The organism is Sphingobacterium suaedae (assembly GCF_042684625.1).
Taxonomy (GTDB): Bacteria; Bacteroidota; Bacteroidia; order Sphingobacteriales; family Sphingobacteriaceae; genus Sphingobacterium; species Sphingobacterium suaedae.
Genome location: NZ_JBHULR010000003.1, coordinates 1,266,380 through 1,278,722, shown reverse-complemented (window position 1 = coordinate 1,278,722; position 12,343 = coordinate 1,266,380). Strand labels below are relative to the sequence as shown.

Annotated in this window: 11 protein-coding genes; 4 read left to right on the top strand and 7 right to left on the bottom strand. The window is 41.2% G+C overall.

Features of this window, described 5'->3' with window-relative positions; genetic code table 11:
* The first annotated feature begins 440 nt into the window (after positions 1 to 440).
* From ACFSR5_RS09100 to ACFSR5_RS09085, 4 genes are read left to right on the top strand one after another with little or no spacing between them, the layout of a single operon-like run.
* Positions 441 to 827 carry a thermonuclease family protein gene (locus ACFSR5_RS09100; RefSeq protein ID WP_380902899.1) on the top strand — a complete coding sequence of 129 codons (387 nt, stop codon included), beginning with the start codon at positions 441 to 443 and terminating at the stop codon, positions 825 to 827.
* Positions 815 to 1,684, top strand: a complete 870-nt coding sequence (locus ACFSR5_RS09095; RefSeq protein WP_380902898.1) for an EamA family transporter — start codon at positions 815 to 817, stop codon at positions 1,682 to 1,684. The genes ACFSR5_RS09100 and ACFSR5_RS09095 overlap by 13 nt, the downstream gene beginning before the upstream one ends.
* Complete coding sequence (locus ACFSR5_RS09090) at positions 1,681 to 2,298, top strand: YigZ family protein (RefSeq protein ID WP_380902896.1); 618 nt, start codon at positions 1,681 to 1,683, stop codon at positions 2,296 to 2,298. Before ACFSR5_RS09095 ends, ACFSR5_RS09090 begins: the two co-directional genes overlap by 4 nt.
* The gene (locus ACFSR5_RS09085) at positions 2,295 to 3,149 is read left to right on the top strand and encodes a nucleoside phosphorylase (protein ID WP_380902894.1); all 855 of its coding nucleotides are present in this window, start codon (positions 2,295 to 2,297) and stop codon (positions 3,147 to 3,149) included. The genes ACFSR5_RS09090 and ACFSR5_RS09085 overlap by 4 nt, the downstream gene beginning before the upstream one ends.
* 24 nt (positions 3,150 to 3,173) lie before the next feature.
* Here the strand turns inward: ACFSR5_RS09085 and rodA are convergent, their stop codons facing one another.
* From rodA to nhaA, 7 genes are all read right to left on the bottom strand, one after another.
* Positions 3,174 to 4,445 (bottom strand): rod shape-determining protein RodA, encoded by a 1,272-nt coding sequence (rodA, locus tag ACFSR5_RS09080; protein ID WP_380902892.1) that lies wholly within the window; start codon positions 4,443 to 4,445, stop codon positions 3,174 to 3,176.
* Positions 4,438 to 6,408: a penicillin-binding protein 2 gene (mrdA, locus tag ACFSR5_RS09075; protein WP_380902890.1), complete on the bottom strand. Its 1,971-nt coding sequence runs from the start codon at positions 6,406 to 6,408 to the stop codon at positions 4,438 to 4,440. Before mrdA ends, rodA begins: the two co-directional genes overlap by 8 nt.
* Positions 6,409 to 6,425: 17 nt before the next feature.
* Complete coding sequence (locus ACFSR5_RS09070) at positions 6,426 to 6,953, bottom strand: rod shape-determining protein MreD (RefSeq protein ID WP_380902888.1); 528 nt, start codon at positions 6,951 to 6,953, stop codon at positions 6,426 to 6,428.
* Positions 6,946 to 7,785, bottom strand: a complete 840-nt coding sequence (mreC, locus tag ACFSR5_RS09065; RefSeq protein ID WP_380902886.1) for a rod shape-determining protein MreC — start codon at positions 7,783 to 7,785, stop codon at positions 6,946 to 6,948. Before mreC ends, ACFSR5_RS09070 begins: the two co-directional genes overlap by 8 nt.
* 94 nt (positions 7,786 to 7,879) lie before the next feature.
* Entirely contained in the window at positions 7,880 to 8,902 is a 1,023-nt protein-coding gene (locus ACFSR5_RS09060) for a rod shape-determining protein (protein WP_133640853.1), read from the bottom strand.
* 150 nt (positions 8,903 to 9,052) lie between these two features.
* Positions 9,053 to 10,714 (bottom strand): M1 family metallopeptidase, encoded by a 1,662-nt coding sequence (locus ACFSR5_RS09055; RefSeq protein WP_380902884.1) that lies wholly within the window; start codon positions 10,712 to 10,714, stop codon positions 9,053 to 9,055.
* 91 nt (positions 10,715 to 10,805) lie between these two features.
* Positions 10,806 to 11,981 carry a Na+/H+ antiporter NhaA gene (nhaA, locus tag ACFSR5_RS09050; RefSeq protein ID WP_380902882.1) on the bottom strand — a complete coding sequence of 392 codons (1,176 nt, stop codon included), beginning with the start codon at positions 11,979 to 11,981 and terminating at the stop codon, positions 10,806 to 10,808.
* Positions 11,982 to 12,343: the final 362 nt, after the last annotated feature.

Sequence of the window (12,343 nt, the reverse complement as noted above, 5' to 3'; positions counted from 1 at the left end):
TTGTAATCAGATAAAAAAAAGTCCCGAATGTAATCCGGGACTTTTTTGCTTATTTCGCACAAACATACACATCCCGACTTTTATCATTTAAAATAAAAATATCCAGAATAAAAGTATGTCTTGTTTGTTTGCATGTCTCAAATTTTATAGTTCAAATGTAGAGTTAAATTTTTAATATGCAAAATTTTTTTTGTTTTTTTTTCTGAAAATTTATGTGTGTTTTTTATCGTTTTATTGATATTTTTTTTTCTTTTTTTTTGTGTCATTATTTAAGATTAAATATAACTCTTTTTTATGCATAATTTTTTGTTATTAGTTTGATTATTAGGTGTTTATTATTTTTTTATATTATGTTTATGCGTATTTTTTGTTTGTTTTTTTGCTGTTTTTTGTTTACTTTTTTGTCGTTTTCTCAGGTAAAAAATAATCAATTATTTGATGTGAAAAGAATAGTGGATGGGGATACATTTGTTGTAGAGAACGGTTCAAAAAAAGGATTGAAAATCAGACTGATCGGTGTGGACGCACCTGAAACCCGAGCTACTGGACGTAGGCGGATTGGCTATTGCGGGGCAGAAGCCAAAGCATATTTATTTAACCTTATTAATGGACACACGGTCGAACTGACGTATGATACAGTAAAAAAAGATCGCTATGGAAGGACTTTAGCGTATGTTTATAAGGATGGTCTTTTTGTCAATGCAGATTTGGTCAAAAGGGGATACGCTTGTGCGCTTACTGTTCCACCTAACGTAAAATATGCGAAACTTTTCGTAGAATTGGAACGGCAAGCTAGAAAAAATAAACGTGGACTTTGGAGGAAATAGGTATGTTGTATGTCATCATTAGTGTAGTATGTAGTGTCGCTGTTTCGGTGATTCTTCGTTTAGCGCGCAAGGATGGTGTCCAACACCTTCATCTTGTCGTATGGAATTATCCGGTCGCCACGCTAGCCACTTTACTTTTTTTAAGGCCGCCGATGGCCAGTGTTCCCATTATTGAGCTTCCCTGGTGGATTTATGTTGGACTTGCTTTTCTGCTTCCTACGATCTTTTTATGTATAGCATATGCCATTCAATATAGTGGGATTGTGCGGACAGAAATAGCACAGCGGCTATCTTTGTTTGTACCGTTGCTCGCCGCGTATTTTATCTTTCAAGAGAAAATGCACGCAGCAAAATTGTTGGGGATTACCATGGGTGTTCTAGCTATTCTGATGTCGATTAGTTGGCGTAAGGGGAGAAGCGGAACCGGTGAGACGTGGAGATATGCTTTGGCTGTATTTTTGGGAATGGGAATAATTGATATTCTGTTTAAAAAAATGGCGGTCTATGATGGTGTGCCATATGGATTTTCCATGTTGATGGTTTTTATTTTATCCATGGTGGTTGCCTTTGCTTTCTTGTTACATCGGATCGTACAAAAAGGCGAACGACTGGAAATACGAGCAGTTCTTTGGGGAATTTTGTTGGGGATATTTAATTTTGGAAATATTTTATTCTATATGAAGGCGCATCGCGCGTTATCCGAGAGCCCTTCCATGGTATTCACCGGTATGAATATTGGTGTTATCCTGCTTGGGGCGTTGGTCGGCACGCGTTTTTTTGGAGAACGCTTAACGGCATGGAATAAGTTAGGCTTAGTTTTGGCGATCATTTCTGTTTTAATTATTGCATTTTTGTGAGTTTATTTGAAGACACCTATTTAACGATTGAAAATCCGAGCGAAGGAATATTTAGAGATAAAGGGAGTAAGTTTATCTCCTACGCGCATCCGATTAAAAGTGAGATTGATATGAAAGATATCGTTGCCAGCTTAAAAGCGCTTCATCCCAAAGCTCGACATTATTGCTGGGCATACAGACTTACACCCGACCGGTCTTTGTATCGCGTAAATGATGATGGTGAGCCCTCCGGCACTGCAGGTCGTCCGATTCTCAATGTTCTGCTGTCGAAAAATATAACGAATGTTCTCGTGATTGTGGTGCGGTATTTTGGTGGTACCCTTCTTGGGGTCCCAGGATTAATCCATGCTTATAAGTCCGCCGCGCAAGAGGCATTGGAGACAGCCGTTATCGTGGAGAAAACCGTAAATGATATATACCGTTTACATTTTGATTATTTGCAGATGAATGATGTCATGCGCTTGGTTAAAGACGAAAACTTGATTATCTTGAGACAAGAGTTTGACAACAATTGCTTGTTGGATATTGAGGTCCGAAAAACGCAAGTGAATCAAGTCGTACAAAAGCTCGAAACATTACGAGATGTCCATTATTCTTTTTTAACGACCATATGATACCAGATTCGGAGCTTATACTTAATCATGACGGCAGTATCTATCATCTTAACTTATTGCCTGAGGATCTTGCTTCAACCGTAATTTTTGTAGGCGATCCAGATCGGGTAGGAGAGGTGTCCAAATACTTTGACCGCATTGACGTAAAGAAAGGTAAACGAGAGTTTATCACACATACAGGTATCCTCCGCAACAAGCGTATTTCCGTGATATCTACGGGAATCGGTACGGACAATATAGATATTGTATTTAATGAGATCGACGCGTTAGTAAATATCGATTTCGAAACTAGAACCTTAAACAACGAGCTCCGTAGTTTAGATATTATTCGGATAGGTACTTCGGGATCTATTCAAGGGGACATTAAGATGGGGACTATTTTGGCGAGTGAATTTGCGATCGGTTTTGATGCACTGATGCAATTTTATGTGAAAGAATATTCGGATGAAGAACGTATACTCCAGGAAGCTGTGGAAAAAACGTTTGATACGCTAACTTTCGCACCATATATCGGACGCGCAAGTGAAAAATTAATGCAAAAGATTGCCTTTGATCTTCCGCACGGCGTGACAATGACTGCTCCGGGCTTCTATGGGCCACAAGGACGGTCGTTACGTTCGATTAATGTCTACCCGGACCTTATCCAACGAGCCGTTAGTTTTCAATCGTTAGGTCGTTCGATTACTAATCTTGAAATGGAGACGGCCGGTATCTATGCATTGGCTAACATGTTTGGACATCATGCGCTATCGATCAATGCTATATTAGCAAGCCGTGTAAATGATACGTTTGCTGACAATCCTAAAGAACTTATTGATTCAGCTATTCGCTTTGTGTTAGATCGTCTTTAACGAATTCAAACCGCTATTGGCGGCTTAACCATTTAGTCCTTTTCTGCTCGAATCAAAGCGAAGAAGGATAAACAATAATATCGTAAAACTCCATAGTGATGAACCTCCGTAACTAATAAAAGGAAGAGGTATGCCAATAACTGGCACGATTCCTATTGTCATGCCGATATTGATAAAGAAGTGGAAAAATAAAATAGAGGCTACACCATACGCATATATTCTGGCAAAAGCCATTCGTTGCCGTTCCGCGATATTAACCAGGCGGATCAACAATGTGAGGTAAATAGATATTAATACGACACAACCTACGAACCCCCATTCTTCGCCAATTGTACAAAAAATGAAATCGGTACTCTGTTCCGGGACGAAATTGTATTTGGTCTGCGTCCCTTGCAAGTAGCCTTTTCCAAAAAGCTGCCCAGATCCAATGGCTATTTTCGATTGATTGAGATTGTAGCCTTGTCCACGTGGATCATCCATTTTTCCAAGAATAATGTCTATTCGATTGCGTTGGTGGGATTGTAAGATATGCTCGTAGGCGAAGTCTACGCACAAGACATAGATCGAACAACCCAAAAATAGAGCTCCAATAGTGATGAGATATTTTCTTTTTTTTCGTAATACATAAGCAATCAGCCCGGCTAGGAGTAAAATTCCACCTATAATGATCCATTGGTTGACTAAAAGTGCAAGAACGAATAGCAGTATGGCGAGTCCTCCGAGGATAAGCAATTCATTGCCGACATAACCTTCGCGGTAAAACACAAATATAAGTGCAAAGAAGGCAAGCGCAGATCCGGTATCCGGTTGCAGCATGACCAGAGCTACGGGGAACAACACGATGATAGCTCCGATAAACAATGTTTTCATATTCGGGTGCTTGTTCGTTTGGCTGCTTAGGTAAGATGCGAGAAGCAAGCATGTTGCCAATTTTCCAAACTCGGAAGGCTGTAGACGGAAACTTCCGATGGGAATCCAAGCCTGATTCCCACCGACATTCCTTCCAACCACCAATACTGCAACGAGCAACAACGTTACCAATATGTAAATGATCGGTGCTGTAGATATGAAGAACTTGGCATCAATAATTAAAATACTGAAACCAATAATGAGTGCTGTGAAAATGTAAATGGACTGCTTTCCGTAATTAGTGGCTAAATTAAAAAGTCCAGGTTGTTCGGAGTCAAATACCGCGGCATGTATATTGAACCAACCAATAATACACAACGCAAACCACAACAAAATTGTGAGCCAATCGATCCGACCGAAAAAACTCTTTTCCCCTATTTTATTCATGTCTGTTCGTTAACTGGCTATGATGTACATAATATTCTTTTTTTTGAGGGGGGAGCGTTTGCGATGTTTGTAAGGCTCGCTTAGATGGGGCTTTTTTTTGCGTTGTTGTGTCCTTCGTTATCGTTTCTTTTTTTGTTGGTTTCGGAATAAAATTTGCATTGTAAATACGATCCTGTATGTATTTTGGCAAGCTGATCGTGTCCTTAATATATTTTTCGACCAGCATGTTAGCGATTGGGCCAGCCCAAGTACCGCCGTATCCCGCATTTTCTACAAACACCGCGATCGCTATTTTTGGATTTTCCCGCGGAGCGAAGGCGAAGAACACGGCATGATTTTCGCCGTGCGGGTTTTGCGCTGTGCCAGTTTTTCCACACATCTCAATACCGGGAATTCGGACGCTATAAGCTGTTCCTCCTGGCATATTGACGACTCGGCTCATGCCTTCAATCACAGGTTCGTAATACTTAGCATCTACACCAGCGCTTATTTTTTCGATAAACTCTTCCTTAATAATTTTCTTTTCGCCGATCCCTTTGACTAAGTGCGGACGATAATAAAATCCGCGGTTTGCCACGATAGCCATAATGTTCGCCATTTGAAGGGGGGTAATACCGAGTTCGCCTTGGCCGATGGAAAGCGAAATATTAAATCCAGAACGCCATTTATCGCTGCCATAACGTTTCGTATAGAAATCTGACGTCGGAACGAGTCCTGGTTTTTCACCGGGTAAGTCGATGCCAAGTTTGGTTCCTAACCCAAATTTAAGTAACCCCGCGCGCCATAGGTCATACGCTCGTGGCCCAGACATCCCGCGCGAATCAATCATTCGTGCATAGGTATATCCATAATAGGTATTACACGATCCTTGGATCGATCGAATGAGATCGGTCGATCCGTGTACATGCGTGCAACGCATGATAGCCCGGCCACCGCCATATCGGTAGCCTCCAGGACAAAAAAAGGCTGTATGCTGATCAATCAAGCCATCTTGCTGAGCAGTCAATGCTGCAACCACTTTAAACACCGACCCCGGAGGGTAGGACGCTTGTATCGGACGAATAAACATTGGACGTGTTTCATCATTCAATAACTTCATGTAGTTGTTTCCCCGTTCTCGTCCTACCATCATATTCGGATCGTACGATGGAGCACTCACAAAAGTAAGGATTTCTCCGGTTGATGGTTCAATTGCCACAACCGACCCCATCTTTCCTTTCATCAGTTTCTCCGCCAATACCTGCAGTTCTCGGTCGATTGTCGAGATAAGGCCCTCCCCCGACACAGCAAGTGTGTCATATTTACCTTCCATGAATACACCTTTCGGCCGGTTCAAAGCATCGACCATTTGATTTTTAACGCCACGTTGTCCCCGCAATAAGTCTTCGTAAGAGCGTTCTATCCCTGCAGCACCAATATAATCGCCTGGGCGATAAAATCCGTTCGACCGTTCGATGTCACGATCGTTTACCTCTTGAATATATCCGAGTAACTGCGGTGCGATGCTGTCCGGATAGCTTCTTACTGTTCGGTTCTGTACATAAAATCCTCTAAACTTATAGAGATGTTCCTGTAATTGGGCGTAGGTAGCTGATGAGAGCTGCTTTTCAAAAATAGAGGCTCGATAGGGAGAGTGCGCTCGCGCTTTGTCCATACGCGTTTTATATCCAGGTAGATCAATATCAATGAGCTGACACAACAATGTGGTATCAATATCCTTGGCCTCGCGCGGCGTTACTAGCAAGTCATATACCGGCTCGTTCTGAACAAGCACCTGCCCATTTCGATCGAAAATAACTCCGCGGGCGGGATAGACCACTACCTTGCGGAGGACATTATTATTGGCCGAAAGTAAGTAAGACTCATCTATGATCTGTAAATAGAAGAGTCGGATGATAATAACCAATGCGATGGTTATAAATATCCCCTGAATTACAAATTTACGTGCGAAAAAACTATTCATGAACGTAAAGCCCTAACTTAAATATTGCTAATGCGTGATTTTCGTTTATACACTAGTAAACTCATTAAGAGTATAATGCATACCGTAAAGATACTACTTAAGATGATGCTTGCCAGCGTATAAAAAAAATTACTAAACGAAAATGTCTCTAATAGGAACAGGGTAAGGTGATGAATTAATGTTCCAAAAAAAACATAAGACAAGAACCATTTAGTACCCATCGCTCCTAATGCGGGTGTATTAAACGACTCTTTCATTTCCACCTCAAGGGTGACTTTGTGAAAAAAGATGCGATAAAGTACCAATGCAACACAGGACGCCGCATGTAAACCGACCGAATCGTAGAACGCGTCTATAGTAAGACCTGTAAGAAATGCCAGAATAAACAAAAATAAGTTTGGTATGCCGATGGGTAATAGGAAAACGATAAGTATATAAGGGAATGCTGCTGCGACATTATAATAACCAATGTTTTTGAACAAGGCTACCTGTAAAAGTACTAATACAATGAAACGAATGATATTAACAACAAGAATCCTACCCATTATTATCCTGACTTGTTTTTTCTAATGTTTGTTTCTCCTTAACTAATAGATCCCTTACGATATATACATGATTGAGGTTCGAAAAATTTGTCGACAACTTTATTTTTAGGTCCAAAAAGCTTTCTCCAGATTTAATGCCGGTTTCCACAATTTCGCCTACTTGGATACCAGCAGGAAACAGCGAATACCCCGAGGTATATACTTTCTCTCCTTTTTTCACTTGGACATGGTTCGGGATGTCGCGAACCATCCCGAATCTTGGATCAATGCTGCTCCCCCAAACTAAGGAGCCGAATACAGCAGAGCTGTCTAGTGTAACGGAAATCTTGGTGTCGGGATGGAGTAAGGATTGTACGGAACTGAAATGACGAGAGGTTTGCAATACAATACCAACAACACCGTTCGAGGTAATTACGCCCATTCCTTTTTCGACGCCTGATTCTGATCCTTTATCCAAAGTTAAATAATTACTCTTTTGGTGGATACTATTGTTTGCTACATTCGCTACTATAAATGCGTATCTTCCCTGTTCAATGGAATCGACTATTTGTACAGAATCTGCAGATGTGTCTGCCTGAATGAGGTTCTGTATCTGTTGTCGGAGAACAACATTTTCAGACGCTAATTTTTCATTGGCATCAGCTAGTGCTAAGTAACTTTTCCACGAGTTGACCTCTTTATAAAATGAACCGATCAATACGTTGGAAGAATTGATAAAAGACGCCCGTTGGAAATTGTTGTTTTGTACAATAAGAATGATGGACACGGAAAAAAATAGAATAAACCAAAAAATAGCGTTATATCTAACTAGAAATAGCCAAAGGTTTTTCATGAGTGTCCGTTAATCAGTCTTCCAACAAATACGCGATATAGAATTGTTGCCACTTTTCTATATCGCGTACATATAAACAATATAGTTACGATGCCTACTGCATCAAAAATTTAAACCGTCCTATGTTCTTTAATGCAATTCCTGTACCCCGTACAACAGCGCGTAAAGGATCTTCCGCTACGTGAACGGGAAGTTTCGTTTTCGCTTGTACCCGTTTGTCAAGACCACGTAGCAATGCACCGCCGCCTGTAAGGTAAATACCTGTTTGATAGATATCGGCTGACAATTCAGGAGGGGTTATTTCCAGCGCTTTAAGAATAGCCTCTTCGATTTTTGAAATGGATTTATCTAAACAGTGCGCTATTTCTGTATACGATACGGTGATTTGTTTTGGAATGCCCGTCATGAGGTCACGCCCTTGAACGGCGAAGTCTGCTGGAGGATCTTGCAACTCTGGCAATGCAGCACCCACTTCGATCTTTATTTTCTCTGCCGTACGTTCTCCAATCATGATATTATGCTGTCGACGGATGTATTGCACAATGTCTGAGTCAAAGTTATCGCCCGCCACCCGGATAGATTGGTCGCAAACAATGCCCGAAAGCGCTATCACTGCAATTTCCGTTGTCCCACCACCGATATCGATAATCATATTACCTACAGGTTCCTCTACGTCGATCCCAATTCCGACAGCCGCGGCCATTGGCTCATGAATAAGATAAACTTCTTTTGCTCCGGCTATTTCTGCCGAATCACGCACAGCACGCTTTTCAACTTCTGTAATGCCAGATGGTATACACACGACCATACGCAAGGAGGGAAAGAACCATGATTTGCCATTGTTTACTAGTTTTACCATACCTCGAATTAAATGCTCTGCAGCTGTGAAATCTGCGATCACACCATCGCGTAATGGCCTTACCGTTTTTATATTGTCATGTGTTTTACCTTCCATTTGCATCGCTTGGCGACCAATAGCAATAACTTTATTAGTGGTGCGATCGAAAGCAACGATAGAAGGTTCATCCACTACTACTTTGTCATTATGTATGATGAGGGTGTTGGCCGTTCCCAAATCGATAGCAACTTCTTGTGTAAACCAGTTAAATAACCCCATGGAGTATGTATTGTCTTATCTTTAAAATTTAATGCAAACCTAAGGAAAAAAAATGGTTTTATCCATCTGTACTTTAGGAAAAAATGCGCCTTCGCTTACATATTTTGATCATACAAGTTAAGGATGTTTCCTAACGTAAATTGCCTTTTTTTATTGCACAAGTGTGCCGATGTAGTAGTTAAATGTATCAACAGCGACGTCACTGATCTCGTCGACACGGATAGGCAACGTTTGGAAAGTAGATGTTACGAGGTAGCGAGTTTTCTGTTCGCCTGTTTTTCCCAAATGGATAGGCATCTGGAAGTTATTCGTTTCAGCAATCCAACGGCATGCAATTTGTCCATCTTTCTGGCGTTTGATTTCTAATATCGGAATACTTTTGCGTTGCACATATTGCTCGAAGACGCTGCTAAGATCGAATCCACTTTGTATGTTTACGTATTGAACGATATCACTATAATCCACGGTTTTGTGGTAGAATTTTTCATTTAGGCCCCGTAGAATAGAACGCCACTTTTTGTCGTCGTCAATAATAGTTCGAAGCATGTTGTGCAAGACGCCGCCTTTCACATACATATCTCCAGACCCTTCTTTATTAACGCCATAAGGACCTTGTATTGGTTTGTCATTTAGGATGCCCTGCCTGTTTCCGTGTACATACGCCTGACTAGCCTCTTTTCCATAGTGATAATCTATAAATAATGCTTCCGAATAGTTTGTGAAACTCTCATGAATCCACATATCGGCCAGATCGTTTGAGGTAATGTTGTTTCCAAACCATTCATGACCAGATTCATGTACGACAATAAAATCCCACTTCAGTCCCCATCCTGTACCCGACCCATCCCGTCCTAAATATCCGTTTTGATATTTATTACCATATGCAACGGCGCTTTGATGCTCCATGCCAAGGTGCGCGGTCTCGACCAGTTTGTATCCATCTTCATAAAATGGATAGGGGCCAAACCAGTGTTCGAATGCATCCAATGTCTCTTTCGCGTTCTTTTTCAGATGATTTATTCGGTCTTGGTTTTCTCGAAGTACATAGTAATCAACGGTCAATGGTCCCTTTTCTCCTTGATAGTTTTCATGCGTATGAACATAGTCGCCAATATTTAACGCGACATTGTAATTATTGATTGGATTCGTAACTTTCCAATGGTATTTTGTATAGTGCGGATCCATTTTTTCCGTCTTGATAAGCCGACCATTTGAAACGTTGATCACACCGTTCGGAACTGCAACCGATATTAGCATGCTATCGACCTCGTCCGATTGGTGATCTTTATTAGGCCACCATACGCTAGCTCCGAGACCTTGACAAGCAGTCGCTATCCAAGGTTTACCGTTTTTGTCTTTCTTCCAATCAAAACCACCATCCCATGGTGCGCGAGTCGCAGCGATGGGCGTTCCGGAATAATATACAACGAAAGAATCAATGACCCCTTTTTTTATAGTCTGTGGAAATTCGACAAAAACGGCGTTGTACGAACGCGAAAAATTGACTGGGAGGCCGTGATAGGTCACTTTGTCTACCGACAGGTTTTCAAATAGATCAAACTGTAGCTTATCGAAATCTTCTACTGCTTGGAACTGAAAGCGATTGTTACCAGCAATGAAACGGTTGTCGATATCCACTTTAACATCTAAATGATAATATTGCATATCATAACAGGTACGAAGTGGTGTAAGCGTACCGCGCAGTGAGTCTGCTTTACTGAATAGGTCTTTTGCTTTCATCAATTGCGCATGTGTTGTTCCGATTGTGCTCATCAGGAAAGCGATGAACGCGTATTGTAGAATTGTCTTCATCAGTAATTGTATCGATTCGGTGTTAAGGCATAAATATAGGAAACAACCTGAAAGATTGCATTATGTCAAGCAAAAAAACGTAAAGTGCAAATTACTTGCCATGAACTGAGTCCGTTTTATACAAGATTAGGTAGCCTACGATACCCGCAAAGAGCGATGTAAGTAGGATTGCCAGTTTTGCCTCAGCAATATGACCGGCCGAATCAAACGACAAAATTGCTATGAAAATAGACATCGTAAAACCTATCCCAGCAAGCAGTCCAACGCCCAAGATATGTCGCCAGGTTGCTTGGTCAGGCAAATTGCTGATTTTAAACTTGATGCAGATAAATGCCGTCGTCAAGATGCCGATTGGCTTTCCGAGAAGTAACCCCAACCCAATTCCAAGGCCCAAAGCAGAGGTCAACCCGTCCATCATTTCCATTTCTAACGTAATGTTGGTGTTGGCAAAAGCGAATAGGGGGATTATTATAAAGTTAACTGGCTTTGCGAGCGCGTGTTCAAGACGCTCCAGTGGTGACTCTACATCCGTATCGTTTGTTGGGATTGTCATTGCTACCAATACACCGGCGATTGTCGCGTGAATACCTGAATGGTGAACAAAGTACCAGATGAATATGCCAGGAATTAAATATAGGTACGGATTTTGGATGTTAAACCTATTCATAAGGATTAATATACCCAGCCCGATAGCAGCATACAATAGATAACTCGTTTCCAATCCTGAGGAATAAAAGAATGCAATAACTAATATAGCTATCAGGTCATCTACGATGGCGAGTGCCGCGAGGAATATTTTCAAACTGTTGGGGATTCTGTTTCCGAGCAAGCTGATTACGGCGAGGGCAAAGGCAATATCTGTTGCCATAGGAATTCCCCATCCGCCGGCCGTGTCTTGCCCACCATTTAAACTTAGATATATCAAAGCAGGAACAACTGCACCACCGATGGCACAAAGTATAGGCAGTGAAGCCTGCCGTGGGGAAGATAATTCTCCTTCTACAATTTCCCGTTTTATTTCCAGACCGACTAATAAGAAAAAGACAGCCATTAGCCCATCGTTGATCCATAAAAGGATCGGATAACGAAGGTGCACGTATTCATTTTCTATTCCTAACGAATGGTCCAATACCAGTTGGAGTGATCTCGCCCATGGAGTGTTGGCTATTGCAAGCGCTAAGATGACGCAAATGAACAAAAGCAGCCCACCGGCATTAGTAGATTTGAAAAAATTTCGAAAAGCGTGTAGATTAATGAGTTGTGCCATAATTATCCGTTAACATCTAATTTAATACGTACCGTTGATCCCGAAAGTAAGGAATACAGTTGATGCAAATGTAAATTATCGAATAGATTATCTTTATTAGGATGCGATTCTTGTATTATATTTATCTATGGCGTGTTTGTAAAGACAAAAACAACTCCAACGTTGTCCACCATGAATTAGAGAGACGTCCTTGTCAATAGGTTAGATTCAGACCGTGTTCATATATCCAATATTTCAGTACCGATATCCTAATGTGTCCGAAAGCCGATATTTTTCGAGAGAACATAGTTTAAATCAACCATATTGTCTTGTCAGTATTGACCATCAAGCCCGCATGTATACGTCTAGTAATCGGTATGTCG

Coding starts and splice junctions, on each gene's coding strand:
- nhaA (WP_380902882.1), bottom strand. CDS start 11,981: ATGGCACAACTCATTAATCTACACGCTTTTCGAAATTTTTTCAAATCT.
- ACFSR5_RS09060 (WP_133640853.1), bottom strand. CDS start 8,902: ATGGGGTTATTTAACTGGTTTACACAAGAAGTTGCTATCGATTTGGGA.
- ACFSR5_RS09085 (WP_380902894.1), top strand. CDS start 2,295: ATGATACCAGATTCGGAGCTTATACTTAATCATGACGGCAGTATCTAT.
- ACFSR5_RS09070 (WP_380902888.1), bottom strand. CDS start 6,953: ATGGGTAGGATTCTTGTTGTTAATATCATTCGTTTCATTGTATTAGTA.
- mrdA (WP_380902890.1), bottom strand. CDS start 6,408: ATGAATAGTTTTTTCGCACGTAAATTTGTAATTCAGGGGATATTTATA.
- ACFSR5_RS09055 (WP_380902884.1), bottom strand. CDS start 10,714: ATGAAGACAATTCTACAATACGCGTTCATCGCTTTCCTGATGAGCACA.
- mreC (WP_380902886.1), bottom strand. CDS start 7,785: ATGAAAAACCTTTGGCTATTTCTAGTTAGATATAACGCTATTTTTTGG.
- rodA (WP_380902892.1), bottom strand. CDS start 4,445: ATGAATAAAATAGGGGAAAAGAGTTTTTTCGGTCGGATCGATTGGCTC.